At 58.6% G+C, this 18,804-nt stretch carries 19 protein-coding genes; 7 read left to right on the top strand and 12 right to left on the bottom strand.

Translation table 11 applies throughout. The features are described from left to right. Positions 1-53: 53 nt before the first annotated feature. The 4 genes from phnE (LGL98_RS19940) to phnC all read right to left on the bottom strand — a co-directional run bounded on the left by phnE (LGL98_RS19940) (position 54) and on the right by phnC (position 3,678). Entirely contained in the window at positions 54-938 is an 885-nt protein-coding gene (phnE, locus tag LGL98_RS19940) for a phosphonate ABC transporter, permease protein PhnE (protein ID WP_136033612.1), read from the bottom strand. Beyond that, on the bottom strand, positions 935-1,807 hold the full coding sequence (phnE, locus tag LGL98_RS19935; RefSeq protein WP_136033610.1) for a phosphonate ABC transporter, permease protein PhnE: 873 nt from the start codon (positions 1,805-1,807) through the stop codon (positions 935-937). Before phnE (LGL98_RS19935) ends, phnE (LGL98_RS19940) begins: the two co-directional genes overlap by 4 nt. A 67-nt stretch (positions 1,808-1,874) precedes the next feature. Beyond that, positions 1,875-2,813, bottom strand: a complete 939-nt coding sequence (phnD, locus tag LGL98_RS19930; protein ID WP_136033608.1) for a phosphonate ABC transporter substrate-binding protein — start codon at positions 2,811-2,813, stop codon at positions 1,875-1,877. Between the two features lie 22 nt (positions 2,814-2,835). Next, positions 2,836-3,678: a phosphonate ABC transporter ATP-binding protein gene (gene phnC / locus LGL98_RS19925; RefSeq protein WP_136033606.1), complete on the bottom strand. Its 843-nt coding sequence runs from the start codon at positions 3,676-3,678 to the stop codon at positions 2,836-2,838. 809 nt (positions 3,679-4,487) lie between these two features. Between phnC and ecpR the strand changes: the two genes are divergently transcribed. The 6 genes from ecpR (at position 4,488) to LGL98_RS19895 (ending at position 11,282) form a co-directional block, all read left to right on the top strand. Beyond that, positions 4,488-5,030: an ECP biosynthesis operon DNA-binding transcriptional regulator EcpR gene (gene ecpR / locus LGL98_RS19920; protein ID WP_058330490.1), complete on the top strand. Its 543-nt coding sequence runs from the start codon at positions 4,488-4,490 to the stop codon at positions 5,028-5,030. Positions 5,031-5,104: 74 nt separating this feature from the next. Then, positions 5,105-5,692 carry a common pilus major fimbrillin subunit EcpA gene (gene ecpA / locus LGL98_RS19915; RefSeq protein WP_136033604.1) on the top strand — a complete coding sequence of 196 codons (588 nt, stop codon included), beginning with the start codon at positions 5,105-5,107 and terminating at the stop codon, positions 5,690-5,692. A 58-nt stretch (positions 5,693-5,750) separates the two neighbouring features. Further along, positions 5,751-6,419, top strand: coding sequence for an EcpB family pilus assembly chaperone (locus LGL98_RS19910; protein WP_136033602.1), 669 nt, complete (start codon positions 5,751-5,753; stop codon positions 6,417-6,419). A gap of 25 nt (positions 6,420-6,444) precedes the next feature. Next, positions 6,445-8,970, top strand: coding sequence for a fimbrial usher EcpC (ecpC, locus tag LGL98_RS19905; RefSeq protein WP_136033600.1), 2,526 nt, complete (start codon positions 6,445-6,447; stop codon positions 8,968-8,970). Further along, the gene (gene ecpD / locus LGL98_RS19900; protein WP_136033598.1) at positions 8,960-10,603 is read left to right on the top strand and encodes a fimbrial adhesin EcpD; all 1,644 of its coding nucleotides are present in this window, start codon (positions 8,960-8,962) and stop codon (positions 10,601-10,603) included. The genes ecpC and ecpD overlap by 11 nt, the downstream gene beginning before the upstream one ends. Next, positions 10,572-11,282, top strand: coding sequence for a fimbrial biogenesis chaperone (locus LGL98_RS19895; protein ID WP_065808292.1), 711 nt, complete (start codon positions 10,572-10,574; stop codon positions 11,280-11,282). The genes ecpD and LGL98_RS19895 overlap by 32 nt, the downstream gene beginning before the upstream one ends. 3 nt (positions 11,283-11,285) lie before the next feature. Here LGL98_RS19895 and LGL98_RS19890 read toward each other — a convergent pair whose 3' ends face one another. From LGL98_RS19890 to LGL98_RS19875, 4 genes are read right to left on the bottom strand one after another with little or no spacing between them, the layout of a single operon-like run. Beyond that, positions 11,286-11,975 (bottom strand): amino acid ABC transporter permease, encoded by a 690-nt coding sequence (locus LGL98_RS19890; protein WP_008805320.1) that lies wholly within the window; start codon positions 11,973-11,975, stop codon positions 11,286-11,288. Next, entirely contained in the window at positions 11,965-12,717 is a 753-nt protein-coding gene (locus tag LGL98_RS19885; protein ID WP_168435376.1) for an amino acid ABC transporter permease, read from the bottom strand. Before LGL98_RS19885 ends, LGL98_RS19890 begins: the two co-directional genes overlap by 11 nt. Next, positions 12,714-13,532, bottom strand: coding sequence for an amino acid ABC transporter ATP-binding protein (locus LGL98_RS19880; RefSeq protein WP_008805322.1), 819 nt, complete (start codon positions 13,530-13,532; stop codon positions 12,714-12,716). Before LGL98_RS19880 ends, LGL98_RS19885 begins: the two co-directional genes overlap by 4 nt. Before the next feature lies 1 nt (position 13,533). Then, positions 13,534-14,343, bottom strand: coding sequence for an ABC transporter substrate-binding protein (locus tag LGL98_RS19875; RefSeq protein WP_002890106.1), 810 nt, complete (start codon positions 14,341-14,343; stop codon positions 13,534-13,536). 756 nt (positions 14,344-15,099) lie between these two features. On the opposite strand from LGL98_RS19875, the gene LGL98_RS19870 reads away from it, so the two are divergent. Next, on the top strand, positions 15,100-15,270 hold the full coding sequence (locus tag LGL98_RS19870) for a hypothetical protein (protein WP_002890108.1): 171 nt from the start codon (positions 15,100-15,102) through the stop codon (positions 15,268-15,270). A gap of 116 nt (positions 15,271-15,386) precedes the next feature. On the opposite strand, the gene LGL98_RS19865 is transcribed toward LGL98_RS19870, so the two are convergent. From LGL98_RS19865 to LGL98_RS19850, 4 genes are read right to left on the bottom strand one after another with little or no spacing between them, the layout of a single operon-like run. Next, on the bottom strand, positions 15,387-16,082 hold the full coding sequence (locus tag LGL98_RS19865) for an ABC transporter ATP-binding protein (protein ID WP_136033596.1): 696 nt from the start codon (positions 16,080-16,082) through the stop codon (positions 15,387-15,389). Continuing rightward, complete coding sequence (locus LGL98_RS19860) at positions 16,075-16,857, bottom strand: ABC transporter ATP-binding protein (protein ID WP_136033594.1); 783 nt, start codon at positions 16,855-16,857, stop codon at positions 16,075-16,077. Before LGL98_RS19860 ends, LGL98_RS19865 begins: the two co-directional genes overlap by 8 nt. Beyond that, positions 16,844-17,893, bottom strand: a complete 1,050-nt coding sequence (locus LGL98_RS19855) for a branched-chain amino acid ABC transporter permease (protein WP_136033592.1) — start codon at positions 17,891-17,893, stop codon at positions 16,844-16,846. The genes LGL98_RS19860 and LGL98_RS19855 overlap by 14 nt, the downstream gene beginning before the upstream one ends. Then, a complete protein-coding gene (locus tag LGL98_RS19850) occupies positions 17,893-18,792 on the bottom strand; it encodes a branched-chain amino acid ABC transporter permease (protein WP_002890128.1) in 900 nt (299 codons plus the stop codon). Before LGL98_RS19850 ends, LGL98_RS19855 begins: the two co-directional genes overlap by 1 nt. Between the last annotated feature and the right edge of the window lie 12 nt (positions 18,793-18,804).

Genomic DNA, 18,804 nt, shown 5'->3' with positions numbered 1-18,804 from the left:
AGCCGGACAAGTAGGCCGGGTAAGGCGCAGCCGCCATCCGGCACAAAGGCGCGCTAGCGTCCGCCCTGATACAGCGGCACCGCGGTGCCGCCGATATAACGACGGCGCAGCCAGGCGGAAAGGGTGTCCATGATCATCACCACCGCCACCAGCAGCAGGGTGATAAACATCACCACATCCCAGTTCCACAGGCGCATATTCTCGGCATAGATAAGCCCAATACCGCCGGCGCCGACGAAGCCCAGCACCGCCGCGGAGCGGGTGTTGGATTCAATCTGATACAGGCTAAGCGCGAGAAAGGTCGGGAACGACTGGGTAAAAATGCCAAAGCGATGCTTTTGCAGGCCGTTCGCGCCCACGGCGGTCAGCCCGCGCCCGGGGGAACGGTCCACGGCTTCGTGTCCTTCTGCGTACAGCCGTCCCAGCAGACCGGTGTCCTGCATGATGATCGCCAGCACCCCGGCCAGCGGCCCGAGGCCTACCGCGCGCACGAAAATCAACCCCCAGATAGCCATATCGATCCCGCGCAGCACATCAAACAGGCGGCGCATCAGCAGGGCAAGGGTCCCCAGCAGCATGCCGCGCATGATGTTGCGGGCAGCAAAGAAGGAGAGCAGCAGCGCCAGCACCGTGGCGGTCAGCGTCCCGGCGAAGACGATAGCCAGGGTGATGCCGATTTGCGTGAAGTAATAGCCGAACGGCCAGTTCCAGAAGTCGTGCCAGACGAACATCCGCGCCAGGTAGCGGCCAATCTGCTGCAGGCCGGTGGTCAGCTGTTCGCCGCTGATGCCGAACTGCAGAAAAAACCAAACGTAATAGAGCACGCAGGCCAGCGCCACCAGCCCGACGTAGCGCAGGTAGCGCCCCTGGACCAGGTAGAGCTGCTTATGCTGCCGCCGGCTGGCGGCGATATCCGGTTGCATGTGCCAGATGCTCATTTTTTTCCCTCCAGTACCCACAGGCGCAGACGACCGGACAGCATGTCCAGCGCCGACACCACCAGAATGATCAGCAGCAGGGTGATGCTCACCTGATCGTAGCGATCGAGTTTGATGTTGGTCATCAGCTCCTGACCGATGCCGCCCGCGCCCACCAGTCCGAGAATCGTCGACGAACGGAAGTTGATTTCAAGCCGCATAAAGCCGTAGGAGAGAAATAGCGGTTTCACCTGCGGCCACAGGGCGAAGCGGATTTTCTGCAGCGGCGACGCGCCGCAGGCCGCCAGGCCGCGTACAGGTTTGTCTTGTGCGCTTTCCACCGCCTCGTAGAACAGTTTGGTCAGGCTGCCGACGGTGTGCAGCATCAGCGCCAGAAAGCCCGGGATCGCGCCGATGCCGAACGCCATGACAAAGATCACCGCCCACGCCAGCTCGGGCATGGTGCGCAAAAAGGCTACCAGCACGCGAATAGCAAAGCGCACCGGCGCCGGGGACCAGGCGTTATTGGCGGCAAGAAACGCGAAAACCGTGGCAATGGCGACCGCCACCAGCGTTGAGGCCAGCGCCAGCTGCAGGGTTTCCCAGATCAGCGGCAGCTGGATCGGCAGGCGATATCCCCACCAGGCCAGCGACCCTTTGGTCTGCACATCGGCGAACAGGTTACCGACACTCAGGGGCGGAATGGTCTCTGCCATATAGTCAAAGAAGTGGGGCAGCGAGTGCCAGATGGTCAGCAGATTAAATTCCGCAGCGCTGCCGGCGGCAAAATAGAGCGCCAGCAGGAGTAGCGACCAGCAGACGGTATCGCGCTTTTGCCGCGAGCGTACCTGCTGGTAATAGCGTTCAAATTCGGTGTGGGTCGTCTTCATGCGTCGGGGATCTTCAACGTAGCGCCGCCGCTTACCCTGGCGGCAAGCAGGCGGCGTTGAGGCAGAATTAACGCGCGCTCACCAGCTCGCGTTTCATATCGATAATCTGCTGAAAGTCAGCCACGCTGCCCGGGCCGATGTGCTGGGTACCGCCCATCGCTTTGATAAAGCAGGCGTGATCCTCGGTGTCGAGTTTTTTCACTGCCGCCACGACCTTCGCCTTAAAGTCTGCCGGCAGCGCATTGCTCACCAGGATCGGGCCGTTCGGGATCAGCGGCGATTGCCAGATAATGCGGATCTGTTTCATCAGATCCGGATGATCCATGCGAATCAGACGGTTGAACGCGCCGGTGGTGTAGCCGGTGTTGTAATCGCCGACCATCGAGGCCCACGTGACCGCGCCGGCGAACTGGCCGTTCAGCACGCCGAGGATGTCCTGCTCGTGGCCGCCGGAGAAGGTAACGCTGGAGAAGGTGTTGTTGTATTTGTTGTCGGCGTTACCGCCGAATTTTTCTTTAAACGCATGGTTAGGGATCAAATACCCGGAAGTGGAATCTGGATCGGCGAAGCCGAAGGCTTTCCCTTTTAAATCATCCAGCGTTTTGTACGGGGAGTCGGCTTTGACGATCACAACGGAGTGATAGCCTCGAGACTGATCTTTGTCGTCCACGGCGATGCCGACGATATCCACGGCTTTCGGGTTATTGATATAAACCGAAGCGTAAGAGGAGGGGGACATGCTTAGCACCACGTCGACTTTGCCTCCCAGCAGACCCTGGATCACCCCGGAATAGTCGGAAGAGTTGCGCAGTTTGGTATCCACGTTCAGTTCTTTATCGAGGAAGGCCTTTACGCACTGGTTATCGCCGATTTGCTGGGTAGCGTTCTGGCCGCCGAGAATGCCCAGATTGAGCTCTTTCGGCTGCGCTGCCGCCGCCTGCCATGCCATCATCATGCCCGCGACCACTGCGGATAAACGAACTGCGCCAGTTATATATTTTTTCATTATGTTGCCCGTGTGAGTGAAATTAATGCAATTGGCTAACTTCATCGCCGTACAGCTGCTGCAGCACATCCTGCGTTAGCCGGGAGGGATGATCGTCAAAAATAAGCTGGCCGCTGGCGACGCCGATAACCCGGGTGCAGTAGCTCTTCACCAGCTCTACCGAATGCAGGTTTACCATCACGCTGATGCCCTGCTCGCTAATCTCGCGCAGCACATCCATGATGCGCTGGGTGTTTTTCGGATCCAGCGAGGCGACAGGTTCGTCGGCCAGCAAAATCCCGGGGTTTTGCATCAGCGCCCGGCAAATTGCTACCCGCTGCATCTGCCCGCCGGAGAGGTTTTCCGCCCGCTGTAGCGCGTGCGGCAACATGTTCATCCACTCGAGCAGCGCAATGGCGCGCGCCCGGTCGGCTTCAGGAAAGATTTTCAACAGCGATTTCAGGGTTGAAGTCTGGCTCAGGCGGCCAAGCAGGACGTTGGTGAGCACGTCGAGGCGCGGCACCAGACAGAAGTCCTGAAAAATCATCCCGCACTGACTGCGCCAGGCATTGAGCGCGCGGCCCTTCAGCTGTGAGACATCGTGTGGCAAACCGACTTCCGGATAGCTAAGAATTTCGCCGCCGCTGGCGCTGTGCGTACCATTCAGGACATGCAGGAGCGTCGATTTACCGGCGCCGGAGCGGCCAATGACCCCGACCATTTCGCCGGCGTGCAGGTCAAAGCTGATGCCGTCCAGCACCTTGTGCTGAGCATGATAGGCTTTAGTCAGGTTGCGCACGCTTAAGACCTTCCGCTGCCGGCCGACATTGAGATCAGTGAACGCCTGAAAATCAGTTTCGGCCACTGCGGCAAGAGAGCTGTTCATAAGAGTGTCCAGGTTCGTCATTAACTGGCCACTATTAATAGGTCTTTATATGAAAATTCGATGACGGTATTGCGAACAAACCGTGAACAGGCGCGAAAGAGCGACAGCCGCTGCCCACTGGCGAAGCGCGGAAAAGCGGCTATGCTTTCGGATGGCGCTGGGGCAGAGCTGCAGAACGCCATCAGCAATCTTCGCTTAATCTTGTTATTCGGGTCTGTTTTATCGAATAGATAATGCGTCTGCCTTTGTTTAGCATTCAACATTGGACAGGATTAACATATATATAACTATTTTGTGCGGCACGTTAATCTATTCATGCGTCTTATATGTTAGTGAATCATCCTGGTTATTGAGTTTTTTTGGTTTTATATTCTTTCTTTTTTGTTATTTATGGTTTATTCGATAACTCCTTTATGAGTGCCATTAAGAATATTCCTAAGATATGAGGGTGAAGATCCTGGACAATATAAAATCCAAATAAGAATCGAGGGTTATATTGTTAATAACCTTATGAAAATAAATGTCTTTTTCCCCTTCTCAAAAATACGATATTTTCAGTTTTTGTAAATATTGACCCAGATGCGAAATCCATCGCCTGTCCGCATGTTGACACTCCATAGGAAAAAACTTAAATTCAACTCCAAGCAAAAAATAATTAAATCTCGTTTATCAAATATTGATAAGTAACGCGTGTTTCATTTTATGGCGGTTTATTAAAGGAATCGAATACGCCAGTAAACTTTGTAGGCCTGGCAAGCAGTGAAGTTGTAAAAAATGATTACTTCAAGGACTATGAGGTTAAAAACTATATGGAATATAAATGCTGTTCCGATAAGTATATTTGGTCTGCCGATGACTCCTACTTCTATAAAGGGCTATCCGAACTGATTGTAGATATCGACGAGCTAATTTATCTGTCGCAGGAGAAAATCAGAAAAGATTTTGTATTCATTAATCTCAATACGGCTTCTTTAAACGAATTTATCAGGCGCGATAGCGAATGGCTCTCCGCGGTAAAGGGGAAACAGGTCGTATTGATTGCGGCCAGAAAGTCGGAAGCTTTAGCAAATTACTGGTATTACAATAGTGATATTCGTGGCGTGGTATATGTTGGCCTGAGTCGTGATATTCGAAAAGAGCTGGCCTATGTTATTAATGGCAGGTTTCTGCGCAAAGATATTAAGAAAGATAAAATTACTGACCGGGAAATGAAAATAATCCGCATGACCGCTCAGGGCATGCAGCCGAAATCAATCGCCAGAATTGAAAATTGTAGTGTGAAGACGGTTTATACCCATCGGCGCAATGCCGAGGCCAAACTGTATTCCAAAATATATAAATTAGTTCAGTAACACCCAGGCAATTCTGTTTTTTAAATGGTTCACCGGGACATCATGTCCTTAATTCAACTCAGGATGAAAAAGCGATGAAAAAAAAGGTTCTGGCAATAGCTCTGGTAACCGCGTTTACCGGTATGGGCGTAGCGCAGGCTGCTGACGTAACGGCTCAGGCTGTAGCAACCTGGTCGGCGACCGCTAAAAAAGACACCACCAGCAAGCTGGTTGTGACCCCGCTCGGCAGTCTGGCGTTCCAGTACGCCGAAGGCATTAAAGGTTTTAATTCGCAGAAAGGTCTGTTTGACGTGGCGATTGAGGGTGACGCAACGGCGACCGCCTTTAAGCTGACCTCGCGTCTTATCACCAACACCTTAACCCAGCTGGACACCTCCGGCTCCACGCTGAGCGTGGGTGTGGATTATAACGGCGCCGCGGTCGAAAAAACCGGTGATACCGTGATGATCGATACCGCTAACGGTGTGCTGGGCGGCAACCTCAGCGCGCTGGCTAACGGCTACAACGCGACCGGCCGTACCACCGCGCAGGATGGCTTTACCTTCTCCATCATCAGCGGCACCACTAACGGCACCACCGCAGTGACCGATTACAGCACCCTGCCGGAAGGGATCTGGAGCGGCGACGTCAGCGTTCAGTTCGACGCCACCTGGACCAGCTGATCCTTCTGATGCACCAGCAGGGGGCGCTCCCCCTGCTTTTTTCACGGACGGAATTGTTATGAAAAAGCACCTTCTGGCCCTCGGGCTGCTGCTTGTCGGGGTGTCGCCGGCGCAGGCGCTGGATGTCGGCGATATTTCATCCTTTATGAACAGCGGCAGCAGCACGCTGAGCAAAACGATCAAAAACAGTACCGACAGCGGTCGACTGATCAATATCCATCTCGAACGGCTCTCTTCCCCGCTGGACGGCGGGCAGGTTATCCCGATGGACAAACCGGATGAGGTGCTGCTTACCCCCGCCAGCCTGCTGCTACCTGCTCAGGCCAGCGATGTGATCCGCTTCTTCTACAAAGGCCCGGCGGATGACAAAGAGCGCTACTACCGCATTGTCTGGTTCGATCAGGCGCTCAGCGATGCCCAACGCGATAACGCCAACCGCAGCGCGGTGGCCACTGCTTCCGCTCGCATCGGCACCATCCTGGTGGTGGCGCCCCGGCAGGTCAACTACCGCTTTCAGTACGCCAACGGCTCTCTGACCAACACCGGGAATGCGACGCTGCGGATCCTCGCCTACGGCCCCTGCCTGAAGGCCGCCGACGGTAAGGAGTGCAAAGAGAATTACTACCTGATGCCGGGTAAATCGCGCCGTTTTACGCGCGTGGACACGGCGGATAAAAAAGGACGGGTTGCGCTTTGGCAGGGTGAGCAGTTTGTTCCCGTGAAATAGACAGCTGTGCAGATGGATAACGACGATGCCTCTACGACGGATTACCCCAGGACTGAAAACACGGCTCGCCTTTGGCATGATCTTTTTGTTTGTTCAGCCCGACGCCAGCGCAGCTGCCCCAGGCGCGCAGCAGATTGGTGGGGTGATTATTCCGCAGGCCTTCAGCCAGGCGCTGCAGGACGGCATGAGTGTCCCGCTCTATATTCATCTTGCCGGCAGCCAGGGCATCCGGGACGATCAGCGGATCGGCAGCGCCTTTATCTGGCTGGACGGCGGCCAGCTGCGCGTCCGGCAGATCCAGCTGGAGGACAGTGAAGGTAACGCCAGCGTTAGCGAACAGACCCGCCAGCAGTTGATTGGCCTGGCCAACGCTCCGTTCAATGAGGCGCTCACCATTCCCCTGACTACTAGCGCGCAGCTGGACCTCAGCCTGCGTCAGCTGCTGCTGCAACTGGTGGTCAAGCGTGAAGCGCTGGGCACTGTCCTGCGCTCGCGCAGCGAAGATATCGGTCAGTCCAGCGTGAATACCCTCAGCAGTAACCTGAGCTATAACCTCGGCGTCTATAACAACCAGATGCGCAACGGCGGGAGCAACACCTCCAGCTACCTGTCGCTGAATAACGTCACCGCGCTGCGGGAGCATCACGTGGTGCTCGACGGCTCGCTGTACGGGATCGGCAGCGGCCAACAGGACAGTGAATTATATAAGGCCATGTATGAGCGCGATTTCGCCGGCCACCGTTTTGCCGGCGGGATGCTCGACACCTGGAACCTGCAGTCCCTGGGACCGATGACCGCCATTTCGGCGGGCAAGATTTACGGCCTTTCCTGGGGGAATCAGGCCAGCTCCACCGTCTTCGATAACAGCCAGTCGGCCACGCCGGTGATCGCTTTTTTACCGGCGGCGGGCGAGGTGCATCTCACCCGTGACGGCCGGTTGCTGAGCGTCCAGAACTTCGCCATGGGCAACCATGAAGTGGATACCCGTGGCCTGCCGTACGGTATTTACGACGTGGAAGTGGAGGTGATCGTCAATGGTCGGGTGGTCAGCAAACGCACCCAGCGGGTCAATAAGCTGTTCAGCCGGGGACGCGGCATCGGCGCGCCGCTGGCGTGGCAGGTATGGGGCGGCAGCTTTCATATGGATCGCTGGTCGGAAAACGGAAAAAAGACCCGGCCGGCAAAAGAGAGCTGGCTGGCGGGCCTTTCGACCTCCGGGTCGCTCAGCACCCTGAGCTGGGCGGCAACGGGCTATGGCTACGACAACCAGGCGGTGGGTGAAACCCGCCTGACGCTGCCGCTGGGCGAGTCGATCAACGTTAACCTGCAGAATATGCTGGCCAGCGACAGTTCCTGGAGCAGCGTCGGTAGCATCAGCGCCACGCTGCCGGGGGGCTTCAGTTCAGTGTGGGTTAACCAGGAGAAGACCCGGATTGGCGATCAATTGCGGCGCAGCGATGCCGACAACCGGGCGATCGGCGGCACCCTCAACCTGAATGCGCTGTGGTCGAAGCTGGGGACGTTCAGCGTCAGCTACAACGATGACCGCCGCTACAACAGTCATTACTACACCGCGGATTATTATCAGACGGTCTACAGCGGCGCGTTTGGATCGCTCGGCCTGCGGGCGGGGATCCAGCGCTATAACAATGGCGACAGCAGCGGCAACACCGGGAAATATATCGCCCTCGATCTGTCGCTGCCGCTGGGTAACTGGTTCAGCGCCGGGATGACCCATCAGAACGGCTACACCATGGCTAACCTCTCAGCGCGTAAGCAGTTTGATGAAGGCACTATTCGCACCATCGGCGCCAACCTGTCGCGGGCCATCTCCGGCGATACCGGGGATGACAAAACTCTTAGCGGCGGCGCGTATGCCCAGTTTGACGCCCGCTACGCCAGCGGCACGCTGAACGTTAACAGCGCGGCGGACGGCTACGTCAACACCAACCTCACCGCCAGCGGCAGCGTCGGCTGGCAGGGCAAAAACATCGCCGCCAGCGGACGAACCGACGGTAACGCCGGGGTGATCTTCAACACCGGGCTGGAGGACGATGGCCAGATCAGCGCCAGGGTTAATGGGCGGATCTTCCCGCTCAGCGGCAAGCGTAACTACCTGCCGCTCTCTCCCTATGGCCGCTATGAGGTGGAGCTGCAGAACAGCAAAAACTCGCTCGACAGCTACGACATCGTCAGCGGGCGCAAGAGTCATCTGACCCTTTATCCGGGCAACGTCGCAGTGATTGAGCCAGAGGTGAAGCAGATGGTCACCGTCTCCGGTCGTATTCGGGCGGAAGACGGTACGCTGCTGGCAAATGCGCGGATTAACAACCATATCGGCCGTACCCGCACCGATGAAAACGGTGAGTTTGTCATGGACGTGGATAAGAAATACCCCACTATCGATTTTAGCTACGGCGGCAATAAAACCTGCGAAGTGGCGCTGGAGCTCAGCCAGGCGCGCGGCGCCGTCTGGGTCGGGGATGTGGTCTGCAGCGGCCTCTCGTCGTGGGCGGCGGTGCAGCAGACAGGAGAAGAGAATGAGAGTTAATGCACTGATGGCGCTGGCGATCCTCGCGCTGCTCTGGCCGGTAGCCGCGCTCCGGGCGGCGGTGACCAAGACCACCTGGTCGGATGCGCCGGCGCGCGAGTTTGTGTTTGTTGAAAACAATTCCGACGACAACTTTTTCGTCACCCCTGGCGGGGTGCTGGATCCGCGTATGACCGGCGCTAACCGCTGGACCGGCTTAAAATACACCGGCTCCGGGACCATCTATCAGCAGAGCCTTGGCTATATCGATAACGGCTACAACACCGTGCTCAATGCCAACTGGAAGTTTGATATGTGGCTGGAAAACTCGCCGGTTTCGCACCCCTTAACCGGCCTGCGCTGCATCAACTGGTACGCCGGGTGCGATATGGCCACCAGCCTGATCCTGCCGCAAACCACCGACGCCAGCGGGTTCTATGGCGCGACGGTGACCAGCGGCGGCGCGAAGTGGATGCACGGCATGATGTCGGACGCGTTTTATCAATATTTGCAGCAGATGCCGGTCGGCGGCAGCTTTACGATGACCATCAATGCCTGTCAGACCTCGGTGAACTATGATGCCAGCAGCGGCGCGCGCTGTAAGGATCAGGCCTCCGGCAACTGGTATGTGCGCAACGTCACCCACACCAAAGCGGCGAACCTGCGCTTGATTAACACCCACTCGCTGGCAGAGGTGTTTATCAACAGCGACGGCGTGCCGACCCTGGGCGAAGGGAATGCCGACTGTCGGACGCAGACCATTGACAGCCGCTCAGGATTAAGCTGTAAGATGGTCAACTATACCTTGCAGACCAACGGGTTAAGTAATACCTCGATCCATATTTTCCCCGCAATCGCCAACTCGTCGCTGGCCTCGGCCGTCGGGGCGTATGATATGCAGTTCAGCCTCAATGGCAGCTCATGGAAGCCGGTGAGCAATACCGCTTATTACTACACCTTCAACGAGATGAAGAGCTCAGACTCGATCTATGTTTTCTTCTCCAGCAACTTCTTTAAGCAGATGGTGAACCTCGGGATCAGCGATATCAACACCAAGGATCTGTTCAACTTTCGCTTTCAGAACACCACCTCACCGGAGTCGGGCTGGTATGAGTTTTCCACCTCCAACACGCTGATTATCAAGCCCCGTGATTTCAGCATCAGCATTATCTCCGACGAATATACCTCGGCGCCGTCGCGCGAGGGGTATGTCGGCAGCGGCGAACCGGCGCTCGATTTCGGCTATATCGTCACCACCAGCGGTAAAACGGCCGCCGATGAAGTGCTGATCAAGGTGAGCGGACCGGCGCAGGTGATTGGCGGGCGTTCCTACTGTCTCTTTAGCTCCGATGACGGTACGGCGAAAGTGCCGTTCCCGGCGACGCTCTCTTTTATCACCCGCAGCGGCACGACGCAGACCTACGATGCCGGGTGCGATGACAGCTGGCGGGATATGACCGATGCGCTGTGGCTGACCACGCCGTGGACCGATATCTCCGGCGAAATGGGGCAAATGGATAAGACCACGGTGAAATTCTCGATTCCGATGGATAACGCCATTTCGCTGCGGACGGTAGACGATAACGGCTGGTTTGGCGAAGTCAGCGCTTCAGGAGAGATTCATGTCCAGGCGACGTGGCGCAACATTAACTAAGGCCCTGCTGATGGTGGGCTGCCTGCTGGCAGCGCCGCTGACGCAGGCGATCTCGGTCGGCAACCTGACCTTTTCCCTGCCGGCCGAAGCGGATTTCGCCAGCAAACGGGTGGTCAACAACAATAAAAGCGCGCGGCTGTACCGCATCGCCGTCAGCGCCATCGATCGCCCGGGCGGCAGCGAAGTCCGCTCCCGGCCGGTGGATGGCGAATTGCTGTTCGCCCCCCGCCAGCTGGTGCTGCAGGCAGGTGAGAGCGAGTATTTTAAATTTTACTATCATGGGCCGCGGGATAACCGCGAGCGCTACTATCGGGTCTCGTTTCGCGAAATCCCCACCCGCAACCTGACGAGGCGCAGCCCGACCGGCGGCGAGGTCAGCATGGAGCCGGTGGTGGTGATGGATACCATTCTGGTGGTGCGCCCGCGCGAGGTGCAGTTTAAATGGTCTTTCGATAAGGTGGCCGGGACGGTGAGCAACACCGGCAATACCTGGTTTAAGCTGCTGATTAAACCCGGATGCGATTCGACCGAAGAGGAGGGGGACGCGTGGTATCTGCGTCCCGGGGACGTGGTTCGCCAGCCGGCGTTGCGCCAGCCGGGGAACCACTATCTGGTTTATAACGACAAATTTATTAAGATCAGCGATACCTGTCCGCTGAAGCCCCGTCCCGCGGAGTGAGCCTTATCCGGCGGTCGCGCGGCGGGTAAAGCGCCGGCTGGCCAGCAGGCTCAGACCGCAGCACAGCAGGTAGTACACCGCGCCGGTGAAGACGAAGATCGCCAGGGGATAGATCTGCACCCGGTTGTTGACCTGGCCGGCCACGGTGGTCAGCTCCGGGACGTTGACGATAAACGCCAGCGAAGTATCTTTCAGCAGGCCGATAAAAATCCCCACCAGCGAGGGCTGAACGTTGCGCAGCGCCTGCGGGAGCAGCACCAGGCGCAGCGTTTGCCCGGGGGCGAACCCCTGGGTCAGCGCCGCCTCATACTGTCCTTTCGGCAGCGACTGCAGCCCGGCCAGCACCGAGTGCATCACCGAGGCGGCGGTAAACCACGCCAGCGCCAGGGTCACGGTCACCGCGCCGGGCAGATCGCCGCCGGTCAGCATCGGCAGCAGATACCACAGCCAGAAGATGACAAATATCAGCGGGATGCCGCGGATAATTTCCGCCCACAGAAACAGCAGACGCCGCACCAGCCCGCCGTAGCGCCAGGCCAGCCCCGCCAGCGCAATGCCTCCCGGCAGCGCCAGCAGGGTGGCGCCGATGGCCATCAGCAGGGTCAGCGCCACGCCGCCGGGCTGGCCCTCCGCCAGCCGGCCCCACAGCAGGTAATCGAGGTTATCGGCGATCACCGCCAGATTAGCGTTCATGTTGGGCGCTCCGTTGCAGTTTTCTTCCCGGGCCGAGACGCGTTAGCGCCACGCCCATCGCCACCCCCAGCGCCAGGTACAGCGCGGTGCCGACGGCAAACGCCTCCAGGGCATGCGCGTTATAGCTCTCAATCTGTCGTACCTGATAGGTCAGTTCCGCAAAGCCGATGCCGCTGGCCAGCGACGAGAGTTTCATCAGGTTAAGATACTGGCCGACAATCGGCTGCCAGGCATTGGCCAGCCCCTGCGGCAGGAGGATAAAGCGCAGTTCCTGCCACGGCGTAAAGCCCTGCGACAGCGCGGCTTCCCGCTGCCCGTGGCTGACGGCGCGCAGTCCGGAGGCGATCTCTTCCACCAGAAAGGCGGAGGTAAAGACCCCCAGCCCCCACATCGAGCAGAGAAATTCCGGCGTTAGCCACCAGACGTTACCCGGCAGAATGGACCAGGCGTGCTCGTCGTTCACCATGTTCTTCACCGCCAGCGGCAGCAGGTTCCAGGCGGCAAAGTACCAGAACAGCAGCTGGACCAGCAGCGGAGTATTGCGAAACAGCGAGACCCACACGGCCACCAATCCGCGCCCCGCACGGCCGCCGCCGAGGCGCAGGGCCAGCAGCAGGACCGCCAGCAGGGTGGCGAGCAGGATCCCGGCGACGCTGACCCAGACGGTGGTGAGAAAACCAGAGATAATCCATTGCAACGGCTGCCCGCTCAGGACGCCGTGCCAGTCAAGCATCGGCGTCACTCGAGGCTCTCCTGGTGCAGCGGATCCAGCACCTTTTGCAGAAAACGCCGTGCGCGGGCATGCTGCGGATGGGCGAAAAACTCAGCCGGCGGGGCGACTTCGAGGATGTCGCCGCCGTCGATAAACACCACCCGGTCGGCAATTTCGCGGGCAAACTGCATCTCGTGGGTCACCACCAGCATGGTGATCCCACTGTGGGCGAGGGTTTTCATCACCTGCAGCACTTCGCCGATCATCTCCGGGTCGAGCGCCGAGGTGGGTTCATCGAACAGGATAATCTGCGGCGAGGAGGCCAGGGCGCGGGCGATGGCCACCCGCTGCTGCTGGCCGCCGGAGAGCTGCGCCGGCATCTGCTGCGCTTTTTCTTCCAGTCCGACCTGGCGCAGCAGCGCCAGCGCCCGCTCCTGAGCCGCGCTTTTTCCCCAGCCGTGGACGCGCTCCAGCGCCAGAGTGATGTTCTCCTGTGCCGTCAGGTGGGCGTAAAGGTTGAACTGCTGGAAGACAAAGCCGACGCGGCTGCGTAGCTGGCGCAAAGCGCTGCCGCTCAGCCGGCTGGTAGGTTTATCGTCGATCAGGATCTCGCCGCCACTTAAGGATTCGAGCTGGTTGATCAGGCGGATCAGCGTCGATTTTCCCGAACCGGAAGGGCCAAGGATCGCCACCACTTCGCCGGGTTCGACCTGCAGGTTGATCGCGTTTAGCACCTGATGATCGCCGTAGCGCTTGGCCACATCACGAAACGTAATGCTGGCGCGCTGCAGACGTGAAAAATCCGCGGCCGGAGCCGCGGAGTGGGAGAGTAAACCCGAGAACATATTATTTCGCTTCTATGGTAAAGGCGCGCGGCTGCGGCGTTTTAGTGGCAGGGCCAAACCAGACATCGTAAATTTTCGCGGCTTCGCCGGTTTTCTCCAGCTTCACCAGCTCATCGTTGACGGCTTTCAGCAGGGCCGGTTCGCCTTTCTTCACGCCCACGCCAATCTCTTCTTTGCTGAGCAGGTCGGGCAGAATTTTAAACTTGGCTTTATCCGGTGCTTCCGCCAGCAGACCGGCGAGGATGGTGCTGTCCTGGGTGATGGCCTGGACGTTGCCGTTGCGCAGGGCGGTCAGGGCCAGCGGAATATCGTCATAGGAGAGAACGCGAGCCTGCGGGAAACGCTGGTGCAGGGCCTGTTCGCCGGTGGTGCCTTTCACCGCGCCGATGCGCGCTTTGCTGTACTCATCGAGCTTATCCGGAGAGCCGGCCGGCACAAGGAACTGCTGGCCGGTGACAAAATACGGTGTTGAGAAATCAATAACCTGGGCGCGCTCCGGGGTGATAGTAATGTCGGCGACGATCAGGTCGGCTTTGCCGGACTGCAGCAGCGGAATACGGTTGGCCGGGTTCGTCGCCACCAGCTCGAGTTTGACGCCGAGCGCTTTCGCCAGCGCCTGGGCAAAATCGACGTCGTAGCCGACGATATGGTGGGTTTTGGCGTCTACGGAGCCGAACGGCGGGTTGGCGTCGAAGGTGGCGACTTTTACGACACCGGCGGCTTTGATGTCAGCCAGCTGGTCCGCTTGTGCCTGCGAGGCGAGCAGCAGCATACCCAGCGCCAGTGCGATTTTTGTGGTTTTATTGCGCATAGTTTTTCCCCTGAATCCCTGTTTTGTTTTGTGGACATCACGCTCCCACAAATTGCCCGTCGGCGGCAAAGAAGAAAAAATTCTTATCTATAACCAAAAAGAACTTAACAAACATGTGGGTATTCTTTATGCGCCGCTGGCGTTTTACCGGCGCGGCAACGAACGCCGGGCGGTTCCCTCTCCCTCCGGAGAGAGTGGGAGGGGTAGGGGTAATTTTCCGTTCACTTTGCGTTTGCGAGAAATTGGTGGTTCTTTGCCGGTGAACGGGTAAAGGGGGAGAAAACCGTCTCCCCCTTTACAATCCCCCCGGTCCCGCAGAGAAATCGGTGCTGCGCACTACGCTCACCTCCCGGTCATCAGCCTGCGGTCGGCTCAACTCGACGTCGTGTCTCGAATCGCCTCTGGCCGCCCTCCGTGGCGGCCAGCCCTTGTCTGCTGACCTCCGGTTCGCCGATTTCAGCGGGAATCGGGCCCGCTGCACGCCCGTAGGTTTCAGGAGCCATTTCATAGCAATCAGAACATATCCGTTAAAAATGGTATGTGCCTTTCCCTGTGGCCCCGCGGTGTATACCGGGGCGGCAACGATTGCCGGGCGGTCCCCTCTCCCTCAGGGAGAGGGTTAGGGTGAGGGGAAAGGAACGGGGGTAATATGCGCCAGCCAGGATTGCAAATTCGGAATTAATATTTCCCGCCCCCGGCCAACTGTGGTTGAAATAGACCCAGGCGATTCGCTTCCCGACAGAGGAGAAAACGAAAGTGGCATTGTGGCAACGGTTAACGGGCTGGCTGGCTTTTTTGTCCAACGGTGAAGCCGGACAGCAGGATACCCAGCGCGTCATGGAGGCGATCCTGCCGGTGGCCAGCCTCTATGGCGTGGACATTGGCAACGTGGAAACCCGGTGGTTCCGTCATGATAAGACATACTGAGCGACGCAGGACGCGTGAAGCCTACTGGAACGAGGTGTGCTTTGTGTAGCACGAGACTGCCTGAGGTTGCGGCATCACAGGATGCGCCGCCGCAGCCCAGGCAGTTTTGACCACGCTTATCCCCCCAGATACATCCGCTTAATTTCCGGATTAGTCAGCATCTCCCGCGCCGCGCCTGACAAGGTGATGCGCCCATTCTCCAGGACATACGCCCGATCGGCGATCGCCAGCGCGGCCGTTGCATTCTGCTCCACCAGCAGCACCGTCATATTCTCTTCGCGCAGTTGCTTAATGATGCCGAACAGCTCGCCGACAATTTTCGGCGCCAGCCCGAGGCTCGGTTCATCCAGCATCAATAACACCGGCTCGCTCATCAGCGCCCGGGCGATGGCCAGCATCTGCTGCTCGCCGCCGCTCATGGTGCCCGCCATCTGATGGCGCCGCTCCTTGAGCCGTGGAAAGAGGGCGTACATACGATCGCGCAGGCGGCTGTAGCCGGCGAGATTATTGTAAGCGCCCATGCGCAGGTTCTCTTCGATGGTCAGGTTGGTAAAGACCCGACGTCCCTCCGGTACCAGCGCCAGTCCGCGGCGCACAATCTGGTGGGTCTGGCTGCGTGAGATATCGTCGTTGAGGAAGCTGACGCGCCCGCTGGAGCGTACCAGGTTGACGATCCCGTTCAGGGTGGAGGTTTTACCGGCGCCATTGCTGCCGATCAGGGTGACGATTTCCCGGTCATAGACGTCGATATCGACGCCTTTCAGCCCCTGGATCACGCCGTAAAAGACCTTCAGTTCCCGGGCGTTAAGCATAACTGGCGTCTCCCAGATAAGCGGAAATGACGTCCGGATGCTGGATCGCCTCGGCCATCAGGCCGCTGAACAGCGGCTTACCGTACTCCAGCACCATCACCCGCTCGCACAGGCGGTTGACGAAAGGCATATCGTGCTCAATCAGCAGGACGCTGAGCTGATAGTCATGGCGCATGCGGAAGATCAGCTCAGCCAGATCCTCGGTCTCTTTCGGGTTCATCCCGGCGGCTGGCTCATCGAGCAGCAGCAGCTTCGGTGCGGTGGCCAGCGCGCGGGCGATCTCCACTTTGCGCTGGTTGCCATAGCTCAGGTTTGTGGCCTGCATATGGGCGAAGTGGGCGATGCCGATGTCCTCCAGAATGGCCATCGCTTTGGCCTTCGCCGCCCGCTCGGCCGGAAAGTAGCGGCCAATATGCAGGGCCGCCTCCAGCAGCGAGTAGCGGCTGGCGCGGTCGAGTCCGACCATCACGTTCTCCAGCACCGTCATGGAGTTAAACAGACGGATATTCTGGAAGGTACGGGCGATCCCGGCGTTCACCACCTGGTTGGGCTTCAGCCCCTTCAGCGACGTGCCCGCCAGGGTGACGTTGCCGCAGGTGGGTTTATAGTTGGCGGTGATGACGTTAAACAAAGTGGTTTTGCCCGCGCCGTTCGGGCCGATAAGGCCAAAGATCTCCGCCTCGTCAACATGGAAGCTGACGTTGTCGATGGCCCGCAGGCCGCCAAACTGCATGGTAACGTCCTGCACCTGCAGGATGACTTTATTTTCCGCCATAGCCGCGGCTCCTTCTTCCGATCTGCCAAATCTCTTTTTTTCCCAGTAGCCCTTCGCGGGCGAAAAGCATGATGATCAGCAGCAGCAGCGAGAACACCACCATTCGCAGGCCCGGATACGCGCCGAGATCGTGGCCAAAAAACTGCAGCGGCTGGTCGAGGAAGCGCAGCCACTCGCCGCTGCCGACCACCAGTACGGTGCCGAGCAGGGCGCCGGTGGTGCTGCCGAGTCCGCCGAGAACGATAATAATCAGCAGCTGGAAGGTGAGCATAAAGTCGAACAGCCCCGGGGAAATGGTGGTCAGCAGCGAAGCCAGCAGACCGCCACCGATCCCTTCGAAGAAGGCGCTGGTGGCGAAGGCGCAGGTTTTGATGCGGAAGGTGTTGACCCCCATGGCGATCGCCGCATCTTCATCGTCGCGAATGGCTTTCATCATCCGGCCATACTTCGACCACACCAGCTGGAGGATCATGCCGGTGGCCAGCAGGGCGAACAGCCCGCACCAGAACAGGAGATGCGGCTGCTGCGGAATATCGTTCAGCCCGATGGCGCCGTTGGTGATTTGCGGGTTGTTAATGGCGAGGATCTTGATGATAAACCCAAAGCCGAGGGTGACGATGGCCAGGTAGTCACCGCGCACCCGGAAGACCGGTACGGCGAGGCACACCGCCAGCGCCGCCGCGCACAGGCCGCTTATCAGCAGGGCGGGGAGGAAACCCGCGTGCAGGCTGAGGATCCACGGGCTGGGGGCGGCCATTTCAAACATGTCTATCTTGCTGTCGCTGGAGAGGATCAGCAGGGCGGTCACGTAGGCGCCCACCGCCACGAAGCCGTTCGGCTCCAGCGACAGCTGGCCGGTCACGCCGTTGATCAGGTTGTAGCTGACCGCGAGGATCATAAAGATAAAAATGGTGCTGATGACACGAACAATGTAGTCATTGAAAACCACGTTGATTCCGGCCAGCAGCGCGATACAGATGACAATAATGGCCAGGTTGCGCAGCTGCGCCCCGGCGGTCGTCGTCGCGTTGAGCATCAGAAACGGCTCCTTTCCAGACGTTCGTCGCCCATAATGCCGACCGGGCGGAACAAGAGGACCAGAATCAAGAACAGGAAGGCGAAAGCGTCTTTATAGCCGCCCAGTTCGGGGAAGATCGCCACCGCGACCACCTCGGTAAAACCGAGGATAAAGCCGCCCAGCACCGCGCCGGTGACGCTGCCGATCCCGCCCAGCACGGCGGCGGCGAAGGCCTTCAGGCCGATAAGCACGCCCATCAGGGGATCGATAGTGGGGTAGCTGATGGAGTAGAACACGCCGCCGAGCGCCGCGAGACTACTGCCGAGGGCGAAGACCAGGGAGATGATCCGGTTGGCGTCAATGCCCATCAGGCGCACGGTGTTGACGTCAAAGGCCACTGCGCGGATCGCCATTCCATAGCGGGTGCGGTACAGCAGCCAGAGGATCGCTAGCAGCAGCAGGACGGTGATCAGCGGTACAATCCACGCCACGTTGGTAATGATGACGCTGCCGAAGGCGCGGGTCTGGTTGAAAAAGTCAGGGGCGGAGAAGAAACGCGAGCTGCCGCCGAACAGCACGTTAAACAGGTTTTCGAGGAAGAAGCTGACACCGATGGCGGTGATCAGCATGGAGATTTTCGAGGCCTGACGCAGCGGACGATAGGCGACCCGGTCAATCAGCATGCCGAATAGACCGCACAGCCCGAGGGTCAGGAAAACGGCTACCCCGAAGGGTAGCCCAACCGAAGAAAATAAAAACAGCGTACTAAACGCGCCGACCATCATCACGTCCGCATGGGCGAAGTTGATCAGCCGTAGCACGCCATAAACCATCGTATAACCGATGGCAATCAGGGCGTACATGCCCCCAAGACTCATTCCATTGACCACTTGCTGGAGAAAAATGGCGCCGTCCATTTTGTAGCCTCG

Source organism: Klebsiella africana (assembly GCF_020526085.1).
In the GTDB taxonomy this organism is placed as follows: Bacteria; Pseudomonadota; Gammaproteobacteria; order Enterobacterales; family Enterobacteriaceae; genus Klebsiella; species Klebsiella africana.
The sequence above is the reverse complement of the archived record's forward strand: the minus strand, read 5'-3'. Positions and strand labels throughout refer to the sequence as shown.

Bases quoted from the DNA above. Each gene is read 5' to 3' on its own strand.
- phnE (WP_136033612.1), bottom strand. From the start codon at position 938: ATGAGCATCTGGCACATGCAACCGGATATCGCCGCCAGCCGGCGGCAG.
- phnE (WP_136033610.1), bottom strand. From the start codon at position 1,807: ATGAAGACGACCCACACCGAATTTGAACGCTATTACCAGCAGGTACGC.
- phnD (WP_136033608.1), bottom strand. From the start codon at position 2,813: ATGAAAAAATATATAACTGGCGCAGTTCGTTTATCCGCAGTGGTCGCG.
- phnC (WP_136033606.1), bottom strand. From the start codon at position 3,678: ATGAACAGCTCTCTTGCCGCAGTGGCCGAAACTGATTTTCAGGCGTTC.
- ecpR (WP_058330490.1), top strand. From the start codon at position 4,488: ATGGAATATAAATGCTGTTCCGATAAGTATATTTGGTCTGCCGATGAC.
- ecpA (WP_136033604.1), top strand. From the start codon at position 5,105: ATGAAAAAAAAGGTTCTGGCAATAGCTCTGGTAACCGCGTTTACCGGT.
- LGL98_RS19910 (WP_136033602.1), top strand. From the start codon at position 5,751: ATGAAAAAGCACCTTCTGGCCCTCGGGCTGCTGCTTGTCGGGGTGTCG.
- ecpC (WP_136033600.1), top strand. From the start codon at position 6,445: ATGCCTCTACGACGGATTACCCCAGGACTGAAAACACGGCTCGCCTTT.
- ecpD (WP_136033598.1), top strand. From the start codon at position 8,960: ATGAGAGTTAATGCACTGATGGCGCTGGCGATCCTCGCGCTGCTCTGG.
- LGL98_RS19895 (WP_065808292.1), top strand. From the start codon at position 10,572: ATGTCCAGGCGACGTGGCGCAACATTAACTAAGGCCCTGCTGATGGTG.
- LGL98_RS19890 (WP_008805320.1), bottom strand. From the start codon at position 11,975: ATGAACGCTAATCTGGCGGTGATCGCCGATAACCTCGATTACCTGCTG.
- LGL98_RS19880 (WP_008805322.1), bottom strand. From the start codon at position 13,532: ATGTTCTCGGGTTTACTCTCCCACTCCGCGGCTCCGGCCGCGGATTTT.
- LGL98_RS19875 (WP_002890106.1), bottom strand. From the start codon at position 14,343: ATGCGCAATAAAACCACAAAAATCGCACTGGCGCTGGGTATGCTGCTG.
- LGL98_RS19865 (WP_136033596.1), bottom strand. From the start codon at position 16,082: ATGCTTAACGCCCGGGAACTGAAGGTCTTTTACGGCGTGATCCAGGGG.
- LGL98_RS19860 (WP_136033594.1), bottom strand. From the start codon at position 16,857: ATGGCGGAAAATAAAGTCATCCTGCAGGTGCAGGACGTTACCATGCAG.
- LGL98_RS19855 (WP_136033592.1), bottom strand. From the start codon at position 17,893: ATGCTCAACGCGACGACGACCGCCGGGGCGCAGCTGCGCAACCTGGCC.
- LGL98_RS19850 (WP_002890128.1), bottom strand. From the start codon at position 18,792: ATGGACGGCGCCATTTTTCTCCAGCAAGTGGTCAATGGAATGAGTCTT.